We start from the raw sequence: 21,609 nt of genomic DNA on the forward strand, positions 1-21,609 counted from the left end.
CCCGCACGGCCGCGGCGCAAGGCGGTACGGTGGGGCGTGAAGGATGCGGCTACGCGGTCCGAGGAGGGAGCCACCGATGATTCTGCTCCGTCGCCTGCTTGGTGACGTGCTGCGTCGGCAGCGCCAGCGCCAGGGCCGTACTCTGCGCGAAGTCTCCTCGTCCGCCCGAGTTTCACTCGGCTATCTCTCCGAGGTGGAGCGGGGGCAGAAGGAGGCATCCTCCGAGCTGCTCTCCGCCATCTGCGACGCGCTGGACGTACGGATGTCCGAGCTCATGCGGGAAGTGAGCGACGAGCTCGCTCTCGCCGAGCTGGCCCAGTCTGCAGCGGCCACCGAGCCGGTGCCCACACCGGTGCGCCGTCCGATGCTGAATTCCGTATCGGTCACCGGCGTACCACCGGAACGGGTCACCATCAAGGCGCCAGCCGAGGCGGTCGACGTCGTCGCCGCCTGACGCTCACGAGTTCGCGCTCATGAGCTGAGCACGCTTGTGAAAGCCCCGGCCGGGGCTGCTCCAGGGGAAACCTGGAGCGGTTTCGGTCGGGGCTTTCGCTGTCTCCGGGACTACGCGCTCCAGGTGACCTGAATTGTGCGTATATGCCATGGTTGATGAGGTCGTGATGGATGAGGCCGCTGTTGATGAGGCCGAGTGGATCGGAGAATCCCGATGTACGTCGTGAAGAGCCCGTTGTCCGACGCGGATCTTAAGACCGTGTCCGGCGCCCTCCAGGGAGCGCTGGTCGACCTGGTGGATCTCTCCTTGGTGGCGAAGCAGGTCCACTGGAACGTGGTCGGACCGCGCTTCCGCTCCATCCACCTCCAGCTCGACGAGGTCGTGGACACCGCACGGCTGCACTCCGACACGGTGGCGGAGCGCGCCTCGACGCTCGGAGTCCCGCCCGACGGACGGGCCGCGACCGTGGCCACCACCAGCGGCATCGGTGTGACGCCCGAGGGCTGGATCAAGGACACCGACGCCGTGGGGGAGCTCGTGGACGCGCTGAGCGCGGTGATCAGCCGGATGCGGGTGCGGGTGGACGCGACAGGCGAAGCCGATCCGGTGAGCCAGGACATCTTCATCCAGATCACCGCCGACCTCGAGAAGCATCACTGGATGTTCCAGGCGGAGAACGGGTGACGCCCGGAGGTGGGCGGCTCACGGTGGTGACCACCGGGCGCCCCGTGGCGGCCGCGGGGCGCCATGGCCGGCTTCGGATGTGCCGCGGGTGCGCCTCTGTGCCGTTGGTGCGCCCTGCCGGTGGGTGAGAGCGCGGGTCTAGCTTCGGGCTGGAGGTGGACACCATGGCAGGGCGGATAGCGCGCAGGGGGGCTGCGCTGGGGTTCGGTGCGCTGTGGTGGTGGGGCGTCCTCCGGCTCGCGCTGGCGCCCGATGCCGGGGCGCTGGAAGGGGCGGTCGCGGCCGGGGGATGGGGGTTGAGCCTGCTGCCGGTGCACTGTGTGCCGAAGGCGGGGGCCGTGCGCGCCGGCGCCGGGGCGCACGGGCGACGGCAGGGGTGGCTACGGCGTGGGGCGCGTGGGGGGCGCGAGCCGGGGGCTTCGTAGGGGCGGGGCGCTCGGCGGAGGGTGGTGGGGGACGGGTACGGCGCGCTTGGGGGCGCGTGGTAGGGCTCGGCGCGGGAGGGGGCTGGGCTCAGAGGGGGCGGATGCGGCAGGGCGAATGCGGTAGGGCGAATGTGGCAGGGCGGATGCCGGGGTGCGGTGAGTGCGGTGCGTGTGGTGCTGCGGGGGTTGCTGGGGCTACCAAGGCATCGCTACGCCGCCGTTCGGGCGCAGGATCTGCCCCGTCGTGAACGTCGAGGCGTCGGAGGCCAGATGCAGTACGGCGTGGGCGATGTCCTCGGGTTCACCGACCCGGCCGAGCGGCGACAGCCGGGCCATGGCCGCTTCGGTGCGCGCCTGGGCGTCCCCGTGGCGGTCGGTCATCGGCGTACGTGTCCAGCCGGGCGCGACCGCGTTGACGCGGATGCCGTGCGGGCCGATCTCGGTCGCCAGGGTCTTCGTCAGCTGCACGACGGCCGCCTTCGACGCGCCGTAGCAGAGCAGGCCGGGGCCGCCGGTGTCGATGGCGCCGGACGCCATCGTGATGATGCTCCCGCGGACGCTCTTCGCGATCATGAGGCGGGCCGCCTCCTGACAGGCGTACAGCACGCCCTTGAAGTTGACGCCCAGCACACGGTCCAGGTCCTCGTCCCGGGTCTCCAGGACCGGGCTGCTGTGCATGATCCCGGCGACCGCCGCCATGACGTCGAGCCGTTCGCAGGACGCGACGGCCTGTCGGAGCTGCGCACGGTCGCTGACGTCGAGCGGATGTGTGTGGGCCGTACCGCCCTGGGCCTTGATGAGGGTCGCCGTCTCGTGCAGGCCCTGCGGGTCCCGGTCCGCGCAGTGGACGGTGGCCCCCGCCTCCGCCAGCAGGACGGCTGACGCGCGGCCGATCCCGCTGGCGGCGCCGGTGACGAATGCGGTGCGTCCGGTGAGGTCGTACGCCTTGACGGGCATGAAAGGACGGTACGAGGGTTTCTGACGGGTCGTCAATTAGTCGTACGGCAAGGAGTTGTACGGCGGAGGTTGTACGGCGAGGAGTTCTACAGGAGGGGCCGGCGCTCGGAGGGCGGGATACGGCCCGGGGCCGGAGTCGGGCCCGTCTGGCATGTCGGGCACCAGTACGTGGGGCGTTCTCGGGAGCCGTCGCCCTGGTCGGCCCGGCGGATCGAGGTTCCACAGCGCAGACAGGGGCGGGGTGCGCGGCCGTACACGAAGAGGTTCTGGTCGCGGCGGCCGGTGGTGACGCGGGTCGGGCGGTCGCGGTTGGTCTCCAGGAGCTTCTTGGCCAGGGCCGGGAGCTGGGTGGCGCGGTCGGCGGGAAGCTCACCGATGGGCAGCCAGGGGGTGACCCGGAGGAGGAAGCACAGTTCGCTCTTGTAGACATTGCCGATCCCGGCGAGGTTGCGCTGGTCGAGGAGGGCCTCGCCGAGGGGGCGGGCAGGGTCTTGGAGGAGGTTCTCCAAGGCGCTGTCGGGGTTCCAGTCCGGGCCGAGGAGGTCGGGGCCGAGGTGGCCGACGGCGCGGTCCTCGTCCGCGGTGCGGAGCAGCTCCAGGACGGGGAGCCGGTAGCCGACGGCCGTGCGGTCCGCGGTGCCGAGGATCGCCCGGATCTGGTGGGCGGGGCCGCCGCTCCAGCGCAGGCCGTTCGCGTACACCTTCCAGGAGCCGTCCATCCGCAGATGCGAGTGCAGGGTCAGGCCGCCCTCGATCCGGGCGAGGAGATGCTTGCCGCGCGGGGTGACGTCCAGGACGGTGCGGCCGGTGAGGTCGGCGGTGGCGTACTTGGGCACCCGCAGGTCGGAGCGGGTCAGCACCTTGCCCGCGAGGGCGGTGTGCAGCCGCCTCGCGGCTTGCCAGACGGTGTCTCCTTCGGGCATGGGTTCCAGGGTGGCACGAGTGGGGGTGGGGTGCGGCGGGGTGGGGTGGGATGCGGGTACGTGGGGTGCGTGTGGGCGAGGTGGTCAGGCGCGCAGGCGAAGGCCGCGGGGGGTCGCGATGAAGCCGACGCCTTCCAGGAGGGTGCCGAACGGGGATGTCAGGGAGGAGGAGCCGTTCACGCGCTCCACCGTGACCGTGCCGAGGGAGCCCGCGCGGGCGGCCGCGGCGAGGGCTTCGGCGGCGGCACGCAGACGGGCGTCCTCCATGACCGAGCCGTCCGGGTCCGAGGGCCAGGCCAGCAGGGTCTTGCCGCCGCGCTCCATGTACAGCGTCAGCTCGCCGTCGACGAGCACCACCAGGGAGCCCGCCTTGCGGCCCGGCTTGTGCCCGGCGCCGGTGGGGGGCTCGGGCCAGGAAAGGGCCGCGCCGTACGCGTTCGCGGGGTCGGCGGCGGCCAGGACCACGGCCTGGGAGGTGGCCCGGGACGAGGAACGGGCGCGGAACCGATTGGGAGAGAGCGCGGGGTCGCTGGCGAAGCCGTGGCCGTCGGCGAAGGCGGAGCCCTCGGTCTCGGGGAAACCGAGGGGGCTCGTCGCGTCGAGGTCGAGGTCGAGGTCGTCGGGGAAGGCGTGGGTGTGCGCGGGGTCGTCGTGGCCGTCGGGGAAACCGTTGGGGTGCGCGGGGTCGCGGCTGTCGGGGAAGCCGTTGGTGTGGGGGCGGCCGGGGGCGTCCGGGAAACCGGTCGGGCCCGGGAAGGTGGCCCCCGGGAAGCTGTCCCGAGGGTCCTGCGCGGTCGGCGATTCGCCCCGGTCCCGTGCGTTCGCCGCCGCGCGCAGGCGGTCCACCGCTCCGTCCATGGCGAACTGGGCGGCACCCAGGCCTTCCACCACGTAACCCCGGCGGGCCTGGCCGCTGTCCTCGAACGCGGACAGGATGCGGTACACGGCGGAGAAGCCGCCCTGGACCCCTTCCGCGGCGACGGCGCCCCGGGTCACCACGCCGTGCCGGTCGAGCAGTGTGCGGGCCAGGGCGTGGGCGCGCACGGTGGCGTCGGGCTCACGGGCGGGCAGCAGCGACCAGCGGCCGGCCACCGTCGGCGGGCCCGTACGGGACTGGGGGCGGGCGGCGCCGGTCAGGGAGCCGTAGCGACCGCGCGGGACCGTGCGCTTGGCGCGGTGCGCCGTGGACCCGGCGGTGCGACCCGAACCCAGGAGCGCGCGCATCGGTGCGAGCGTGTCGTTCGTGAGTCGACCGGACCAGGCCAGGTCCCAGACCGTGTCGGCGAGTTGGGGATCGGTGGCGTCGGGGTGGGTGGTGGCGCGCACCTGGTCGGCGATCTGGCGGAAGAACAGGCCATAACCCCCGGAGAGGGCGTCCAGTACCGACTGGTGCAGGGCGGTCAGCTCCAGGGGGTGCGGGTCCGGGAGGAGCAGCGGGGCCGCGTCCGCGAGATAGAGCGAGACCCAGCCGTCCTTGCCCGGCAGCGCCCCGGCCCCGGCCCAGATCACCTCTCCGGCGGCCGTGAGTTCGTCGAGCAGCGCGGGGGCGTAACCGGAGACGCGGGAGGGCAGCACCAGCTTCTCCAGGGCGGAGGCGGGCACCGAGGCGCCCTGCAACTGCTCGATGGCGCGCACCAGTCCGTCGATGCCGCGCAGCCCGTGCCCGCTGTCGACGTGCTGCCACTGCGGCAGGAACTGCGCGAGCGCGGCGGGCGGCACCGGCTCCAACTCGTGGCGCAGGGCCGCGAGCGAACGGCGCCGCAGTCTGCGCAGCACAGTCGCGTCACACCACTCTTGGCCGATGCCCGCCGGATGGAACTCCCCTTGGACGACGCGGCCGTTCGCCCCGAGGCGCTGCAGTGCTCCGTCCGTGACGGCCGTGCCGAGACCGAAGCGGGCGGCGGCGGTGGTGGAGGTGAACGGGCCGTGGGTGCGTGCGTAGCGCGCGAGGAGGTCGCCGAGCGGGTCCTTGACCGGCTCCGTGAAGGCCTCGGGGACGCCGACGGGCAGCGCCGTGCCCAAAGCGTCCCGCAGGCGGCCGGCGTCCTCGATGGCCGCCCAGTGGTCGGCGCCGGCGATACGGACCTTGATGGCGCGGCGGGCGGCGGCCAGCTCCTTGGCCCAGTGCGGTTCGGCGCCGCGCTCGGCCAGGTCGGCATCCGTGAGCGGGCCCAGCAGGCGCAGCAGGTCGGCGACGCCTTCGGCGTCCTTGACGCGGCGGTCCTCGGTGAGCCACTGGAGCTCCCGCTCCAGCTCGGCCAGGACCTCGGCGTCGAGCAGCTCGCGCAGTTCGGCCTGGCCCAGGAGCTCGGCCAGCAGGCGGGAGTCCAGGGACAGGGCGGCGGCGCGCCGCTCGGCGAGCGGGGAGTCGCCCTCGTACAGGAACTGGGCGACGTATCCGAACAGGAGGGAGCGGGCGAAGGGGGAGGGCTCGGGCGTGGTGACCTCGACGAGCCGCACCTTGCGGGACTCGATGTCGCCCATCAGCTCGGTGAGCCCGGGAACGTCGAAGACGTCCTGGAGGCATTCGCGTACCGCCTCCAGGACGATCGGGAACGATCCGAACTCGCTGGCCACCTGGAGCAGTTGGGCGGCGCGCTGCCGCTGCTGCCACAGCGGGGTGCGCTTTCCCGGGCTGCGGCGCGGCAGCAGCAGCGCGCGGGCCGCGCACTCGCGGAACCGGGCCGCGAACAGCGCCGAGCCGCCCACCTGGTCGGTGACGATCTGGTCGACCTCGCCCTTGTCGAAGGCGACGTCCGCCGCGCCGACGGGCGCCTGCTCCGTGTCGTACTCCGTGCCCAGCTTCATGGGCTCCTGGTCGAGCAGGTCCAGGCCCATCACGTCGGCGTCGGGCAGGCGCAGCACGATGCCGTCGTCGGCGTGCATGACCTGGGCGTCCATGCCGTAGCGCTCGGCGAGCCGGGCGCCCAGCGCGAGGGCCCAGGGGGCGTGCACCTGGGCGCCGAAGGGCGAATGCACGACCACCCGCCAGTCGCCCAGCTCGTCACGGAACCGCTCGACGACGATCGTGCGGTCGTCCGGGACGTGCCCGCACGCCTCGCGCTGTTCGGTGAGGTACGACAGCACGTTGTCGGCGGCCCAGGCGTCCAGTCCCGCGGCCAGCAGCCGCAGGCGGGCGTCGTCCTTGGGGAGCGAGCCCACCTCGCGGAGGAACGCGCCGACCGCCCGGCCGAGCTCGAGAGGGCGGCCGAGCTGGTCGCCCTTCCAGAAGGGGAGCCGGCCCGGGACACCGGGGGCGGGGGAGACCAGGACGCGGTCGCGGGTGATGTCCTCGATGCGCCAGGAACTCGTGCCGAGCGTGAAGACGTCCCCGACGCGGGACTCGTAGACCATCTCCTCGTCGAGCTCACCGACCCGGCCGCCGCCCTTCTTGGGGTCGGATCCCACGAGGAAGACCCCGAACAACCCGCGGTCGGGGATGGTCCCGCCGGAGGTGACGGCGAGGCGCTGAGCGCCGGGGCGGCCCGTGATCGTACCCGCGACGCGGTCCCACACCACGCGCGGCCTGAGCTCCGCGAAGGCGTCGGACGGATAGCGGCCCGCGAGCATGTCGAGCACGGCCGTGAACGCCGACTCGGGCAGCGAGGCGAAGGGCGCCGCCCGGCGGACCGTGGCGAGCAGGTCGTCGACCTGCCAGGTGTCGAGCGCAGTCATGGCGACGAGCTGCTGCGCCAGCACGTCCAAAGGATTGGCGGGGACCCGCAGGGACTCGATGGAGCCGGTGCGCATCCGCTCGGTGACCACCGCCGCCTGGACCAGGTCGCCGCGGTACTTGGGGAAGACGACGCCGGTGGACACCGCGCCCACCTGGTGGCCCGCGCGGCCCACGCGCTGGAGGCCGGAGGCCACGGAGGGCGGTGACTCGACCTGGACGACGAGGTCGACCGCGCCCATGTCGATGCCGAGTTCGAGGCTGGAGGTGGCGACCACGGCGGGCAGGCGCCCCGCCTTCAGGTCCTCCTCGACCAGGGCACGCTGCTCCTTGGAGACCGAGCCGTGGTGGGCCCGCGCGATGACGGGCGGCGCCCCCTGGGCCGCGCCGGAGCCCCCCATCAGCTGGGCCGGGGCGTGTGCCTCCGCCAGGGGTTCGCCCGTCGCCCGCTCGTACGCGATCTCGTTCAGCCGGTTGCACAGGCGCTCCGCCAGGCGACGGGAGTTGGCGAACACGATCGTGGAGCGGTGGGACTGGACGAGGTCGGCGATCCGCTCCTCTACATGAGGCCAGATGGAGGGCTTCTCCGCGCCCTCGCTGCCGTCGGCGACCGGGGAGCCGCCCAGCTCGCCCAGGTCCTCGACCGGGACGACCACGGAGAGGTCGAATTCCTTGCCCGACGGCGGTTGGACGATCTCCACCTTGCGGCGGGGCGAGAGATAGCGCGCCACCTCGTCCACCGGACGCACCGTCGCGGAGAGTCCGATGCGGCGCGCCGGCCTGGGCAGCAGCTCGTCGAGGCGTTCCAGGGTGAGCGCGAGATGGGCGCCGCGCTTGGTGCCCGCGACCGCGTGCACCTCGTCCAGGATCACCGTCTCGATACCGGTCAGCGCGTCGCGCGTCGCCGACGTCAGCATCAGGAACAGCGACTCGGGGGTCGTGATCAGGATGTCCGGCGGGCGGGTGGCCAGCGCGCGGCGCTCGGCGGCGGGGGTGTCGCCGGAGCGGATGCCGACCTTCACCTCGGGCTCGGGCAGTCCGAGGCGCACCGACTCCTGCCGGATGCCGGTCAGCGGGCTGCGCAGATTCCGCTCCACGTCCACCGCGAGGGCCTTGAGCGGTGACACGTACAGCACCCGGCAGCGCTTCCTGGGGTCGGCCGGGGGCGGGGTCGAGGCCAGCTGGTCGAGCGCGGCGAGGAACGCGGCCAGGGTCTTGCCGGAGCCGGTCGGGGCGACCACCAGCACGTCCGAGCCCTCGCCGATGGCCTTCCACGCGCCGGCCTGGGCCGCGGTGGGCGCGGAGAAGGCCCCCGTGAACCAGGCGCGGGTCGCGGGTGAGAAGCCGTCCAGGGCTCGGTGTGCGGAGCTGACCATGCGTCCATCCTGCACCCGGCCACTGACAATCGCTCTGACCTGCGGAAATGGAGGCGGTGGGGCGTTTACGGCTCGGTGGGGCGGGGCCGCGCCGGGGGTATCCGTCCTCGGTCAGGCGCGGAATCGGTCGATCACCGACTTGGCGGCGTTGACGCGCCGGCCGCTGCGGGCGGACACACCCCCGACCCGTCCCCTTCCGCGAGTGCGCGGCCGCGGGCGGGTGGGGTGCCTCCCGCGGCCCCTCGGCGAGGGCGTGGCGGAGAATGGAGGCGTGGCAGGTTCAGGGCAGGAACGGGCGCGGCACTGGCGGTACGCGGAGTTGCCGGGTGTCGATCTGTTGCGGGCGCGGTTCGTCGAGAAGATCTTTGTGCGGCACACCCACGAGAACTTCGTGATCGCCGCCATCTCCGACGGTGTCGAGGTCTTCCACCACGGCGGCGCCGACCAGTACGCGGGTCCTGGCGCGCTCGCGCTGGTCAACCCCGATACCCCGCACACGGGCAGGGCGGGTGTTCCCGAGGGCTGGCGGTACGGGGCGGTGTACCCCTCGCCCGAGCTGGTGGCGGAGATCGCCGCGGAGACCACCACGATTCGTGGAACCCCCGGATTCGTTCGTCCGGTGCTCGACGATCCGTACGCGGCGGGTCTGGTTCACGAAGTGCTTCGGGCCGCGGAGGAGGGCAACGCTCTCGCGGCCGACACCCTGCTACGGGTCGCGGTGACCCGGCTGCTGCGCCTGAACGGCGGACCGCTGCCGCAGCGGGGTGTGCACACCGCGGGCACCCGTGTCGCCGCACGCGCGCGTGCCGTGCTGGAGGAGCGGATGGCCGAACCTCCGACCCTGGAACGGCTCGCCGCCGATCTCGGCACCAGCCCGTTCGCCCTGCTGCGCGCGTTCCGCGAGAGCTACGGCATGCCGCCCCACACCTGGCTGACCGACGCCCGGGTGCGCCGGGCGCGCCACCTCCTGGACGCCGGTTCCGCGCCCGCCGAGGCGGCCGTCGCCGTCGGTTTCACCGACCAGCCCCATCTCAACCGTCACTTCACCCGGATCGTGGGCGTGCCTCCGGGCGCCTACCAGCGCGAGCGCAAGAACGTACAAGACGCCGACGGGCGGCCGTACCTATCGTCCGGGGTGTGGCAGAACAGACAGCTCTCGCAGACATACGCAGTGAAGAAGGCGGCGGAAAACCCGACGCGGCCGTCGTCCGGGACGCCCTGGGAGTCGGGGTCGCCGTCGGACTGTCCGGTTTCGCCTTCGGAGTGACCTCGGCAGGCAGCGGGCTCACCGTGCTGCAGACCTGCGCGCTCAGCCTCCTGGTGTTCACCGGCGCCTCGCAGTTCGCGCTCGTGGGCGCCATCGCAGGCGGCGGCAACCCGCTCACGGCCGCCGCGGGCGCGTTCTTCCTCGGGGTGCGCAACGCGTTCTACGGACTGCGGCTGTCACAACTGCTGGCCCTCCCGCGCGCGGTACGCCCGTTCGCCGCGCAGTGGGTCATCGACGAGACCACGGCCGTCGCGCTCGCCCAGCCCACCCGCCGCAGTGTCCGGATCGGCTTCACCGTGACCGGGCTCACCCTGTACGTGCTGTGGAACCTCACCACGCTGCTGGGCGCCGTCGGGGCCGAGGCCATCGGGGACACCGACGCGTGGGGGCTGGACGCCGCCGGGCCCGCCGTCTTCCTCGCGCTGCTCGCGCCGATGCTGAAGACCGCCACGGAGCGCGCGGTCGCCGGCGCCGCGGTCCTTCTGGGGCTCGGTCTGCTGCCCGTGCTGCCCGCCGGAGTCCCCGTCCTGGTGGCGGCGCTGGCCGCTCCCGCCGCCCTCTACATAGAGGGGCGACGCGCTCCGAAGCCCGCCGGCCGCATGAAGGCCGACAACGACGCACCAAGGGAAGACCGTTGAACATCTGGATCGCGATCGGGGCGACCGCCGTCGGCTGCTACGCCGTCAAGCTCATCGGCCTGCTGGTCCCCGTCGGCGTCCTGGAGCGGCCGCTCGTCAAGCGCCTTGCCGCCCTGCTGCCCGTCGCCCTGCTGGCCGCGCTCACGGCTCAGCAGACCTTCGCCGACGGGCGCGTCCTGGTCGTGGACGCGAAGGTCGCAGGACTCGCCGCGGCCGCTGTCGCCCTGCTCCTGCGCGCCCCCTTCCTGCTCGTGGTCGGCGCGGCCGTGGTCGTGACGGCGGGAGTGCGGGCGCTGACAGGCTGACGCCCGGTTCGTGGACGGCCCGCACACGTGTGTGCGGGCCGGGAACCGCCGGGGCCGCTCAACCGATGGGCCGTCCGTACGCCCGTAGGGTGCGCAGGGCCTCGATCGTCACCATGGGGCGGCACTCCAGGGCGGTACCCGGCGCCCACTGGCGCCAGCGGATCGGCCAGCCGCCGTCCTCACGCTGCTCGCCCGCCAGGAAGTCGAGCGAGCGCGCCATCTCCTCGTCGGTGAACCATGCGCGCGCGAGTGACCCCGGGGTCTTCGCGTAGTCGTGCGGGAAGTGGTGCTCGTCCGGCGCGTATCCGGGCGCCACCGCGAACGCCTCCAGGTGCGCCGGGTCCAGTGCCGCGAGCCGGTGCTCGCGCACCAGGCGGCCCAGCCGGTCGGCGGCGGCCTCCGCGCGCGGGCGGTCGGGGGCGGAGTCCAGGAAGGCCACGGCCGCCTCGATCTCGTACGGGTGGGACTTGTCCAGGGACTCGACCGCCCGCCAGCAGAAGTCGGTGGCCCGGAACAGCCAGGCGTGCCAGACCTCGTTGCGGTGCAGCAGGCCCACCACGGGTCCGGTGGCGAGGAGTTCACTCGGCGGGTCGTCGACGACGGGCACGAAAGGAGCGTGCGGGTAGCCACGCTGACTGGGATGGATCGCCGGCAGTGCGCCGTCCGCCGTCGACACCGAGGTCAAGTAGCGGCACACGCGCTCCACGCGCTGTCCGCCGCACCGCCCGATCGAGTCGAGGACGCGCAGCGCGTGCCCGGTGTGCAGCGGCTGGCTGACCGGGCCGCGGAGGTCGGGTTCGAGCGCGTGACCGTATCCCTCGTCGTCGTTGCGGTAGGCGGCCAGCGCGGTCTCCACCGCGTCGGCGGCGCCGACGTCGCTGTTCAGGAAGTGGTACGCGAAACGGCGCTGCTCCAGCACGCGCGCGGTGAGCCAGATGAAGTGCTCGGCGCGCGAGAGCGGGGTGTGCGCCGGGGGCGTCGGGGGGAGTGGGGATGCTCCTGATTCGGCCATGTCTCAGACCGTAGGACGGAAAGCGGTCTCGGCAAGGGGTCCCGGCCCGGGCCCACTCTCAGGGGCGGGATACTGGGGTCATGCGGTTGACGGTCTTCTGGCAGCGGATGGCGGATCACTTCGGTGAGGCGTACGCCGACACCTTCGCGCGCGATCATGTGATGACGGAGCTCGGCGGACGGACCGTGCACGAGGCGCTGAACGCCGGCTGGGAGGCCAAGGACGTGTGGCGCGTGGTGTGCGCGACCATGAACGTTCCGTACGAAAACCGCTGACGGACCCCGAAGATCCGGGGGCGGGCACAGATTGTCGGTGGAGTGGGCGAGACTTGCCCCGTGGCCCCGACAGACGAGACCGCGCAGGTCGACGAGCAGACATCCCCCTTCGGCACGACGCCGCCCACTCCGCCCCCGGGCGGGGACGCCTCCGGGCAGGGTGCGCGCATGCCGCGCTGGCTGCCGCGCGCGATGGTGCTCGCGCTCACCCTCGTCGCCCTGTTCCAACTGGGCAGTTGGGCGTTCCACCAGCTCATCGGGCTGTTGATCAACATTCTGATCGCGTTCTTCCTGGCGCTCGCCATCGAGCCCGCGGTGAGCTGGATGGCCTCGTACGGTATGCGCCGGGGGCTGGCCACCTTCCTCGTCTTCTTCGGTCTGCTGATCGCGACGGCCGGATTCATCACACTGCTCGGCTCGATGCTCGCGGGTCAGATCATCAAGATGATCGAGGGCTTCCCCGAGTACCTGGACTCGGTGATCAACTGGATCAACTCGAGCTTTCACACCCATGTGAGACGGGTGGACGTCCAGGACAGCCTGGTGCACTCCGACTGGCTGCGGAAGTACGTGCAGAACAGCGCGACCGGCGTCCTGGACGTGTCCGCGCAGGTGCTGGGCGGCCTCTTCAAGCTGCTGACGATCACGCTGTTCTCGTTCTACTTCGCGGCCGACGGGCCCCGGCTGCGGCGCGCGTTGTGCTCCGTGCTGCCGCCCGCGCGACAGGCCGAGGTGCTGCGCGCGTGGGAGATAGCCGTCGACAAGACCGGCGGCTATCTGTACTCGCGCGGTCTGATGGCGCTGATCTCGGGCATCGCGCACTACATCCTGCTGCAGGCCCTGGGCGTGCCCTACGCGCCCGTGCTCGCGGTCTGGGTGGGTCTGGTCTCGCAGTTCATCCCCACCATCGGCACGTATCTCGCCGGCGCCCTGCCGATGCTGATCGCCTTCACCATCGACCCCTGGTACGCGCTGTGGGTGCTGATCTTCGTCGTGGTCTACCAGCAGTTCGAGAACTACGTACTGCAGCCCAAGCTGACCGCCAAGACCGTGGACATCCACCCCGCGGTCGCCTTCGGCTCGGTCATCGCGGGCACCGCCCTCCTCGGGGCGGTGGGCGCCCTGATCGCCATCCCCGCGGTCGCCACCCTCCAGGCCTTCCTGGGGGCTTATGTGAAGCGGTACGACGTCACGGACGATCCCCGGGTGCACGGCCACCGGACCAGGAGGTCGCCCTCCTTCCGCGCCCGGGTGCGAGGGCTGCTCGGCCGATGAGGCCTACGAGGTTCACCAGGGTTCACCAGGTGAGGGCCGCCCATGTTCCGGTGGCCAGGACCGCCGCCGCGTAGCAGCCGACCGCCGTGTGGACGACCCGCTGCCGTGTCCGGTCGCTCCATGGCGTGTGCGACAGCAGCCAGGCCAGCGCGGGCAGGACCAGCACGGCGTGCAGGCTCACTCCGTGCAGCGGCTTGAGCGGGGCCGTCGAGTGGTACGCCGCCTCCTGGTGACCCGTGCGGGTGAGGACGACCCCGCGCGCGATCATCGCGGCGCCCGACGCCAGCGCGACGAGCAGGACCGCGAACCCGGAGCGCAGCGCGAGCGGCATCCCCAGGGGGCCCGCGGGCCGGTTCCGGAAGGAGGCCACCGCGAACACGGTGAGCAGCACCACGAGAACCCCGCCGCCCACCGCGAGCGTCATCGACACCGCTGTGTCGAAGCCGGTCTCCATGTTGAGGTGCGAGGGCACCCGGCGCCACGCCTGAAGGGTGATCCCGCCCACCTCCACGACACAGTCGGCGGCGAACACGACGAGCAGCGCCGAGCGCAGACGCGTTCCGACCCGCAGATACGACGTGACCCACGTGATCGCGATCAGCGTCAGCCCGAAGGAGAGCCCGAATGTGACGGGCTTGCGCCAGGAGACGGGCCCGTCCCAGGGGCCGCCGTCCACGGCGAAGACGACCAGATGCGCCAGCCCGGAGAGCACCAGCACGGCGCCGGTCACATGGCAGAGCCGCTCGGCGGGACGCACTCCGCGCCACGCCTCCCGCCACACGGGGCGCACCGGAGACGGTCGTGCCGGTGGGGCGACGGCGGTGGTCACGGCGGGAGCGGGGGTGCCGCTGCGGCTCTCCATGAGGTCCAAGCTTCGGCGGCCGGGGCCCTGAGGTCGTCGTACGGCCGAAGACTCCGGTGGTACGCCCCGTGGAGTAGGCGGGGATCCCGGCCGTTGTCGGTCCGCGAACGTAGGCTCGGAGGTGCCGCGTGGTGCGCTTGACACCAAAATCGAACATCCATTCTTATGGAATCTCCGGCGGGGCTCTCGGCGGGGATTTCGGCAGGGTTTTCACAGAGATGTACCCGAGTTATCCACAGGCTGGACGGGCGTCGGGGCGCATTGTCAGTGGCAGGCGTTAGCGTCTTTGACGTGAAGCGATCGACTCAAGCAAATCGGGTGGAACCCATGGCAGGTACGGACCGCGAGAAGGCGCTCGACGCCGCGCTCGCACAGATTGAACGGCAATTCGGCAAGGGCGCGGTGATGCGCCTGGGCGAGCGGCCGAACGAGCCCATCGAGGTCATCCCCACCGGGTCGACCGCGCTCGACGTGGCCCTCGGTGTCGGCGGCCTGCCGCGCGGCCGAGTGGTGGAGGTGTACGGCCCGGAGTCCTCCGGTAAGACGACGCTGACGCTGCACGCGGTGGCGAACGCGCAGAAGGCCGGCGGCCAGGTGGCCTTCGTGGACGCCGAGCACGCCCTCGACCCCGAGTACGCGAAGAAGCTCGGTGTCGACATCGACAACCTGATCCTGTCCCAGCCTGACAACGGCGAGCAGGCGCTGGAAATCGTGGACATGCTCGTCCGCTCCGGCGCGCTCGACCTGATCGTCATCGACTCCGTCGCCGCCCTGGTGCCGCGCGCGGAGATCGAGGGCGAGATGGGCGACTCGCACGTGGGTCTGCAGGCCCGTCTGATGAGCCAGGCCCTGCGGAAGATCACCAGCGCGCTCAACCAGTCGAAGACCACCGCGATCTTCATCAACCAGCTGCGCGAGAAGATCGGCGTGATGTTCGGCTCCCCGGAGACCACGACGGGTGGCCGGGCGCTGAAGTTCTACGCCTCGGTGCGACTCGACATCCGCCGCATCGAGACGCTGAAGGACGGCACCGACGCGGTCGGCAACCGCACCCGCGTCAAGGTCGTCAAGAACAAGGTCGCGCCGCCCTTCAAGCAGGCCGAGTTCGACATCCTCTACGGGCACGGCATCAGCCGCGAGGGCGGCCTGATCGACATGGGTGTGGAGCACGGCTTCGTCCGCAAGGCCGGCGCCTGGTACACGTACGAGGGCGACCAGCTCGGCCAGGGCAAGGAGAACGCGCGCAACTTCCTGAAGGACAACCCCGACCTCGCCAACGAGATCGAGAAGAAGATCCTGGAGAAGCTGGGCGTCGGTGTGAGGCCGACGGAGCCCACCGCCGAGCCGGGCGCGGACGCGGCGGTCTCGACCGCCGCGGACGAGGCCGCGAAGACGGTGCCCGCCCCGGCGGCCAAGACCACCAAGTCCAAGGCCGCGGCGGCCAAGAGCTAGTCCATGACGCGACGAACCGACTGGGCCGAGTACGCCTACCCCGTCCCCTCGCGGGGGCAGGGGCACGGGGGGAACGGCGACTCGGCCGGAGACGGTGAAAGGGCGCACGCCGGGGACGGGCCGTACGGGGACGAGATGTACGGCGGCTCCTCCGCGTATTCCGGTGACACGTATGGCCCCGAGGGGTTCCACGGCGGGGATCCGTACGGCGGTGATCGTCCGGCGGGCGACGGCGAAGGCGACGGTCTGACGGACGGTCACGGTCCTCCGGGCGGTGGATCGCGCCGTGGCGGTGGGCGGCGCGGTGACGGGGGGCGCGGCGACGGGGTGCCGCGAGGTGGACGAGGGCGTCGGAGGCGTGGCGGTTTCGGTGAGCCGTCCGACGACCCACAGGACGGAGGCACTCCTTCCTCGTCGAGGGCCGAGAAGGGGGAGCCCCCAGGGGACCCGGCTGAGCGGGCGCGGGCGATCTGTCTGCGCCTGCTCACCGGGACCCCGCGCACGCGGAAACAGCTCGCGGACGCGTTGCGCAAGCGTGAGATCCCCGACGATGTGGCGGACGAGGTGCTGTCACGGTTCGAGGAGGTCGGGCTGATCAACGACGGTGCCTTCGCGGACGCCTGGGTGGAGTCCCGGCACCACGGCCGGGGTCTGGCCCGGCGGGCGCTCGCGCGGGAGCTGCGGACCAAGGGCGTGGACTCGACGCTGATCGACGAGGCCGTCGGGCAGCTCGACTCGGAGCAGGAGGAGGCGACGGCGCGTGAGCTCGTCGCGCGCAAGCTTCGCTCCACGCGCGGCCTCGACCGCGACAAGCGGCTGCGACGCCTTGCGGGCATGCTCGCCCGCAAGGGCTACTCCGAGGGGATGGCGCTGCGCGTGGTTCGCCAGGCGCTGGAGGAAGAGGGGGAGGACACGGAGGGCTTGGGGGACGAGGGGTTCTGAGCCTTGGGGGCGGGAGCGAGGGGCGGGGGCGGGCCTGGTAGCCGGGTTCTGAACTCGGTGTATGCCGGTGGGCGGCCTGACGGTTGGGCTCAGAGGAGACACCGGGACTGATCGCGGTGGGCGCGCGGGGTGCGGATCGCGTTCAGGGGGCGACGGGTGTCCGGGCGCGACGGGTCTCCGGGGACGACGGGTCTCCGGGGATGAAGGGTCACCGGGGCCGAGGGAGTGCGGTCCGAGGGGCTACCCGCCCCGGCCCCGGCCTGGAACCTGGCCCCTGCCCCTCCCCTTCGCCAGTCTTCCCACCTCCGCTCGGCCCAGGAATGTCCAACTCCCCTTCGTGAGGGTGGGGTTAACCCCCGGAGGGTGACGCCGGGTTGCCGCAATGCACAGGTGCCTGTGCACAGAGGACTGTGTACGCATGGCACAGGAACCCGGCGCGGAACCCTTGGTGAGGCGGGGCGAGGAGACTTCGCGTGGCCCCACCGAGCTCTCCGACCTCGCCACGCTCAAGGCCCTCGCGCAGCCCCGTCGGCAGCGCATGCTTCAGCACCTCACCGTGCACGGCCCCGCCACCTCGGCGACGCTGGCCCGGGCGCTCGGGCTCAACACCGGAGCCACCAGCTACCACCTGCGTGAGCTCGCTCGGTACGGCTTCGTGGAGGAAGTGGACCGACCGGCGGAGGCGGGCGGCCACGGCAGGGAGCGCTGGTGGCGGGCCGTTCCCGGTGACCGCCGCTTCCCGCCGCGCAGTCGGCAGAGCCCCGAGATGCGGCTCGTCATGGACGAGTTGAACCACCACGCGTACGCCGCCGACCTCGAACTCTTCGAGCAGATGCAAATGCAGGTGCAGAGGCAGCTACGGACGCGGGGCGTGGACGGGGAGGTGGGCGAAGCCGATCCCTGGGTCGACGCCTTCCCCTACTCGCGCGGCAGCATCCGGCTGACGCTTCCCGAGCTCCGCGCGTTCTTCGAGGAGTACATCGCGCTCCTCAACCGCTACAAGCGCCCCGAGGCCGACACCCCGCCCGGCGCCCGCACCGTGCTCACCCGGTTCCTCGCCTTCCCGGCCCCCGACGCCGCCCCCGACGCCGTGCCCGAGAACCGCACGGCACCCCACGACAGACCAGGGAGCGACCCTTCATGATGCTGCGTTACGCCCTGCAGACCGTCCGAGCCCGCAAGGGTGGCTTCCTCGGTGCCTTCTTCGCCTTGATGTGCGCGGCCGCTCTCATCACCGCCTGCGGCACCCTCCTGGAGACGGGCCTGCGCGGCACGATCGCCACCGAACGGTATGCCGCCACGCCCGTCGTGGTCTCCGCCGACCAGAACGTCCACCAGACCACCGTCAAACACAAGAAGGGCAAGACCAAGGTCAAACACAAGGCCAAGCCGATCGCCGAACGGGCCTGGCTCCCGGACGACCTCGCCACCGAGCTTCGGAAGGTGCCCGGCGTACGTGAGGTCATCCCCGAACTGACCTTCCTGGCCGAGCCCTTGGCACCCGGCGGGGCCGTCGACAAGGACCGGCCCGCCTACGGGCACGCCTGGGACTCCGCCGCGCTGACTCCGTACACCCTCACCACAGGCACCGCCCCCAAGGCCGACGGTGATCTCGTCATCGACCGCCGTTTCGCCGAGCGCGCCCACCTCGAGCCCGGCGACCGGCTCACCGTCCAGTCGACGCAGAGCCCGCGGACCTACCGGGTCACCGGAATAGCCGCCCCCGCCCAGGAGGTGCGGCACCAGACCGCCCTCTTCTTCTCCACCGCCGAGGCCCGCCGCCTCGCCGCCCACCCCGGACGGGTCACCGCCTTCGGGGTGCTTCCCGCCAAGGGCACGGACGCGGCCGTGCTGAAGCGATCGGTCAGCACGGCGCTGCATGGCACCAAGGCGCCGCACGGTACGACCGTGCAGGTCAGCTCCGGTGACGGCAGGGGGCCCGTGGAGTTCCTGGACGCGGCCGCCGCGCGTACGAAGCTGGTCAGCATGGGCGGTGCGATGGGCGGCACCTCACTGCTCGTGGCCGTCCTCGTGGTGGTCGGGACCTTCGCGCTCTCCGTGCAGCAGCGCCATCGCGAACTCGCCCTGCTGCGCGCCATCGCCGCCACGCCGGGCCAGATCCGGGCGCTCCTCGGCCGTGAGGCACTGATCGTCGGGGCCGCCGCGGGTACCACCGGCGCGCTCGCGGGGCTGCCGCTGGGCAGTTGGCTGCACGGCCGGTTCATGGCCATGGGCGCCGTGCCGGCCACGCTTCAGCACACCGTCAGCGTCTTCCCGCCGCTCGCCGCGCTCGCCGCGACACTGCTCGGTGCGTGGGCCGCCGCCCGTATCTCCTCGCGTCGGATCGCCCGGATCCGCCCGGCCGAGGCGCTCGCCGAAGCCAGGGCCGAGCGCACCCGCCCGGCGTGGGGACGGATCCTCGTGGGTGTCGCCCTGCTCGCCGGCGGTGCCGTCCTCGTCGCCGTGCTCAGTGTTCTGCGCACGGAACCCGCCTCGACTCCCGTGACCTTCCTGGCCGTCGTGGTCCTCGCCTCCTCCGTCGCGCTGCTCGGTCCGCTGCTGGTCAGGGCGGCCGTGGCCATACTCGGAGGTCCGCTCGCGCTGACCGGACCCAGCAGTCGGCTGGCGCGTGCCAACCTCCGTGGCCATGCCGCCCGGATGGCCTCCGTCGTCACTCCTCTGACCCTCCTCATCGGCATGACCTGCACCGTTCTCTTCGTCCAGCCGACCCTGGGCAACGCGGCCCGCGCCCAGGCCCGCGAGGGCATCCGCGCCGACTGGGTGGTGGCCGCCCAGGGCCCGGGCGTACCGGCCGAGGCCGCACAGCGGTTGCGTACGCAGCACGACACCGTCACCGAAGTGGTCCGCACCACCGTCCGTGTGGGAGTCGACAAGTACGCGGCGCAGGGCGTCACACCCGGGGGCCTCACCCGCACCTGGGACCCGGACGTCACCGCCGGCTCTCTGAAGAAGCTCACCGAGGACACCGTCGCCGTCAGCGAACTCGCCGCCGACCAGCTCCACCTGAAGCCCGGCAGTTCCCTGAAACTCACGCTGGGCGACGGAACACCCGTAACGCCGACCGTGGTGGCCGTCTACGCCGAGGGCCTCGGCTTCGGCGACCTCACCTTCGCCCATGACCTGGTCGCCCGCCATGTGGACAACCCGCTCGCGACCTCCGTCCTCGTCAGCACCGCCCGTACACAGACACAACTCGCGACTACCCTCCGTGAGTTCCCGGGGATCCACGTCCTCGCCCCGGCCGCCGCCGACTCGATCCAGGCCGCACGGCAGCAGGCGAACGCCGAGGTCAACTACCTCGCCATGGGACTCGTCCTGGCTTTCACCGCCATCGCCGTCGTCAACACGCTGGCCATGTCGGTCTCGGAGCGCGTTCGCGAGTTCGCGCTGCTGCGCCTCGCTGGGGCGACCCGGCGCCAGGTGCTGGGGATGCTGCGCACGGAGGCGCTCTCGGTCCTGCTGCTCGCCACCGCGCTCGGCAGCGGAATCGCGCTCGCCGTCCTCACCGCGTTCAGCGTCGGCATGACGGGCGAGGCGGCCCCGGCGGTCACACCCCTGGTGTACGTCGCCGTGGTCGCGCTCGCCGGGCTGCTCGCGCTCGTCGCCACCGCGCTGCCGGGCCGGGTGGCGTTGCGGGTGCGCCCGGTCACGGTGGCCACGGCCAAGGAGTAAAGGGCGGTACGCAAAGGAGTAAGCGGCGGTACGCAATGGTGGGCGCCCTTTACATCAGAGGGCGCCCACCAAATACGCACCGCACTCAACTACGCACCGCACTCAAGTGCGCGCCGCGACCAAGTACGCGCCGCCGCACGGTGATCGTGAGCCCGGAGCTAGGCCGTCACCGGGAGACCGGCCGCCTTCCACGCCTGGAAGCCGCCGACCAGGTCGGTCGCCCGGTGCAGTCCGAGCTGGTGGAGGGAGACGGCGGCGAGGCTGGACGCGTACCCCTCGTTGCAGACCACCACGACCCGCAGATCATGGCTCGTGGCCTCCGGGGCGCGGTGGCTGCCCTGGGGGTCGAGCCGCCACTCCAGTTCGTTGCGCTCGACGACGAGGGCGCCGGGAATCAGTCCGTCGCGCTCGCGCAGGGCGGCGTACCGGATGTCGACGAGGAGGGCTTCGCCGGCCTGTGCGGCGGAGTGGGCCTCCTCGGCCTCCACCCGGTCGAGTCCCTCGCGGACCCGTTCCAGCAAGGTGTCGATGCCCACCGGGCGGGTTGCGCTCACTGCCAGTCCTCCGGACGCTCGACGTGCTCCAGGCGCAGCACCTGCCCCGTGCGGCTGTAGCGGCGGATCCGGGGCAGGGGCGGGTAGTACGCGTGGACGGAGATCGCGTGCTCCTCGGTGGACTCGTTGAGCACCTCGTGCACATGGTGGCGGCCGAAGGAGCGGCCCTCGCCGGCCGGCAGCCGACGTTCGCGGTCGACGTCCTCGGAGAGTTCGAGGGTCTTCCAGCCGTCGGTGGGCAGGCGGGCGGCGAGCGAGTACTCCTTGAGCTCGCCCGCGGCGGCGACGAAGGCGCCGACCGAGTCGGCGTGGTCGTGCCAGCCGGTCCCGGTGCCGGGGGGCCAGCCGATGAGCCAGGCCTCGCTGCCGCCGGGGCCCTCCAGCCGCACCCAGGTGCGGCCCTCGGGGTCGAGGGGGAGGGAAGCGATCAGTTCGGCGTCGGTGGCGGTGCGGCGCACGAAGTCGAACAGGTCGGCCTGGGTGGGGGCCTGGACCGGTGCGGAGGCGGAAGGCGCGGTGGAGGGGGTGGACACAGACACGGGTACCGTCCTGGGCGTTCGCGTGGGTGCGCGCGGCAGCCGACAGGGAGGGGCGGCGCGCGGGGAGAGAAGAGCTGCGAATTCAGCAGGACGGGCGACACACGCAGCCCGCATAGCGGACGAGGTCCATATGGACCCTCCGCCACAGGCGCACACAGGTGTCGGTCACGATCCGGAGTACACCATGGCGGTCCGGGCCGGTCAACTCACTGTCACTATGTGGACCATCCGGTGACCGAGGGTGCCGCGATGGCCGTGGCTCCGCCCCTCCGGACGGGTTCGGCGACCTGAGCATGGTGGTCC

The 21,609-nt window shown here is 72.1% G+C and carries 20 protein-coding genes; 12 read left to right on the forward strand and 8 right to left on the reverse strand.

All coding sequences use genetic code 11. The features are described from left to right. Positions 1–76: 76 nt before the first annotated feature. The 3 genes from AQJ27_RS29220 to AQJ27_RS58905 all read left to right on the forward strand — a co-directional run bounded on the left by AQJ27_RS29220 (position 77) and on the right by AQJ27_RS58905 (position 1,563). Entirely contained in the window at positions 77–454 is a 378-nt protein-coding gene (locus tag AQJ27_RS29220) for a helix-turn-helix domain-containing protein (RefSeq protein WP_054228608.1), read from the forward strand. Between the two features lie 213 nt (positions 455–667). Continuing rightward, on the forward strand, positions 668–1,138 hold the full coding sequence (locus AQJ27_RS29225) for a Dps family protein (protein WP_054228607.1): 471 nt from the start codon (positions 668–670) through the stop codon (positions 1,136–1,138). 164 nt (positions 1,139–1,302) lie between these two features. Then, positions 1,303–1,563: a hypothetical protein gene (locus AQJ27_RS58905; protein ID WP_079065366.1), complete on the forward strand. Its 261-nt coding sequence runs from the start codon at positions 1,303–1,305 to the stop codon at positions 1,561–1,563. Positions 1,564–1,758: 195 nt separating this feature from the next. On the opposite strand, the gene AQJ27_RS29230 is transcribed toward AQJ27_RS58905, so the two are convergent. The 3 genes from AQJ27_RS29230 to AQJ27_RS29240 all read right to left on the reverse strand — a co-directional run bounded on the left by AQJ27_RS29230 (position 1,759) and on the right by AQJ27_RS29240 (position 8,492). Beyond that, on the reverse strand, positions 1,759–2,520 hold the full coding sequence (locus AQJ27_RS29230; RefSeq protein ID WP_067375147.1) for an SDR family NAD(P)-dependent oxidoreductase: 762 nt from the start codon (positions 2,518–2,520) through the stop codon (positions 1,759–1,761). 86 nt (positions 2,521–2,606) lie between these two features. Beyond that, the gene (locus tag AQJ27_RS29235) at positions 2,607–3,443 is read right to left on the reverse strand and encodes an Fpg/Nei family DNA glycosylase (RefSeq protein ID WP_067375149.1); all 837 of its coding nucleotides are present in this window, start codon (positions 3,441–3,443) and stop codon (positions 2,607–2,609) included. Between the two features lie 84 nt (positions 3,444–3,527). Further along, the gene (locus AQJ27_RS29240) at positions 3,528–8,492 is read right to left on the reverse strand and encodes an ATP-dependent helicase (RefSeq protein WP_067375151.1); all 4,965 of its coding nucleotides are present in this window, start codon (positions 8,490–8,492) and stop codon (positions 3,528–3,530) included. Positions 8,493–8,763: 271 nt separating this feature from the next. Here AQJ27_RS29240 and AQJ27_RS29245 point away from each other — a divergent pair, with 271 nt between their 5' ends. Genes AQJ27_RS29245 through AQJ27_RS29250 form a run of 3 tightly spaced genes read left to right on the forward strand, consistent with a single transcriptional unit; the run spans position 8,764 to position 10,702 of the window. Continuing rightward, on the forward strand, positions 8,764–9,759 hold the full coding sequence (locus tag AQJ27_RS29245; RefSeq protein WP_067375153.1) for an AraC family transcriptional regulator: 996 nt from the start codon (positions 8,764–8,766) through the stop codon (positions 9,757–9,759). Further along, entirely contained in the window at positions 9,657–10,397 is a 741-nt protein-coding gene (locus AQJ27_RS52645; protein ID WP_235613656.1) for an AzlC family ABC transporter permease, read from the forward strand. The genes AQJ27_RS29245 and AQJ27_RS52645 overlap by 103 nt, the downstream gene beginning before the upstream one ends. Continuing rightward, entirely contained in the window at positions 10,394–10,702 is a 309-nt protein-coding gene (locus AQJ27_RS29250) for an AzlD domain-containing protein (protein ID WP_067375155.1), read from the forward strand. Before AQJ27_RS52645 ends, AQJ27_RS29250 begins: the two co-directional genes overlap by 4 nt. A 58-nt stretch (positions 10,703–10,760) precedes the next feature. On the opposite strand, the gene AQJ27_RS29255 is transcribed toward AQJ27_RS29250, so the two are convergent. After that, positions 10,761–11,714 carry a hypothetical protein gene (locus tag AQJ27_RS29255; protein WP_067375157.1) on the reverse strand — a complete coding sequence of 318 codons (954 nt, stop codon included), beginning with the start codon at positions 11,712–11,714 and terminating at the stop codon, positions 10,761–10,763. An 80-nt stretch (positions 11,715–11,794) separates the two neighbouring features. On the opposite strand from AQJ27_RS29255, the gene AQJ27_RS29260 reads away from it, so the two are divergent. Then, positions 11,795–11,989, forward strand: a complete 195-nt coding sequence (locus AQJ27_RS29260) for a DUF3046 domain-containing protein (protein ID WP_054229842.1) — start codon at positions 11,795–11,797, stop codon at positions 11,987–11,989. Positions 11,990–12,049: 60 nt separating this feature from the next. Then, complete coding sequence (locus AQJ27_RS29265; protein ID WP_079065340.1) at positions 12,050–13,264, forward strand: AI-2E family transporter; 1,215 nt, start codon at positions 12,050–12,052, stop codon at positions 13,262–13,264. Between the two features lie 22 nt (positions 13,265–13,286). Here the strand turns inward: AQJ27_RS29265 and AQJ27_RS29270 are convergent, their stop codons facing one another. Continuing rightward, complete coding sequence (locus AQJ27_RS29270; RefSeq protein ID WP_235613650.1) at positions 13,287–14,126, reverse strand: hypothetical protein; 840 nt, start codon at positions 14,124–14,126, stop codon at positions 13,287–13,289. A gap of 327 nt (positions 14,127–14,453) precedes the next feature. On the opposite strand from AQJ27_RS29270, the gene recA reads away from it, so the two are divergent. The 4 genes from recA to AQJ27_RS29290 all read left to right on the forward strand — a co-directional run bounded on the left by recA (position 14,454) and on the right by AQJ27_RS29290 (position 20,213). After that, positions 14,454–15,578, forward strand: coding sequence for a recombinase RecA (gene recA / locus AQJ27_RS29275; protein ID WP_067375161.1), 1,125 nt, complete (start codon positions 14,454–14,456; stop codon positions 15,576–15,578). A gap of 3 nt (positions 15,579–15,581) precedes the next feature. After that, a complete protein-coding gene (recX, locus tag AQJ27_RS52650; RefSeq protein ID WP_079065341.1) occupies positions 15,582–16,520 on the forward strand; it encodes a recombination regulator RecX in 939 nt (312 codons plus the stop codon). Positions 16,521–16,938: 418 nt separating this feature from the next. Further along, entirely contained in the window at positions 16,939–17,664 is a 726-nt protein-coding gene (locus tag AQJ27_RS29285) for a winged helix-turn-helix domain-containing protein (protein WP_067375163.1), read from the forward strand. After that, positions 17,661–20,213, forward strand: coding sequence for an FtsX-like permease family protein (locus AQJ27_RS29290; protein ID WP_067375165.1), 2,553 nt, complete (start codon positions 17,661–17,663; stop codon positions 20,211–20,213). Before AQJ27_RS29285 ends, AQJ27_RS29290 begins: the two co-directional genes overlap by 4 nt. Positions 20,214–20,371: 158 nt before the next feature. Here the strand turns inward: AQJ27_RS29290 and AQJ27_RS29295 are convergent, their stop codons facing one another. The 3 genes from AQJ27_RS29295 to AQJ27_RS60860 form a co-directional block, all read right to left on the reverse strand. Further along, positions 20,372–20,767: a rhodanese-like domain-containing protein gene (locus AQJ27_RS29295; protein ID WP_425275234.1), complete on the reverse strand. Its 396-nt coding sequence runs from the start codon at positions 20,765–20,767 to the stop codon at positions 20,372–20,374. Continuing rightward, positions 20,764–21,300, reverse strand: a complete 537-nt coding sequence (locus tag AQJ27_RS29300; RefSeq protein WP_067375169.1) for a cupin domain-containing protein — start codon at positions 21,298–21,300, stop codon at positions 20,764–20,766. The genes AQJ27_RS29295 and AQJ27_RS29300 overlap by 4 nt, the downstream gene beginning before the upstream one ends. An 88-nt stretch (positions 21,301–21,388) precedes the next feature. Further along, positions 21,389–21,601 carry a putative leader peptide gene (locus tag AQJ27_RS60860; protein WP_369693282.1) on the reverse strand — a complete coding sequence of 71 codons (213 nt, stop codon included), beginning with the start codon at positions 21,599–21,601 and terminating at the stop codon, positions 21,389–21,391. Positions 21,602–21,609: the final 8 nt, after the last annotated feature.

It is taken from the genome of Streptomyces olivochromogenes (assembly GCF_001514115.1).
Lineage (GTDB): Bacteria > Actinomycetota > Actinomycetes > Streptomycetales > Streptomycetaceae > Streptomyces > Streptomyces olivochromogenes.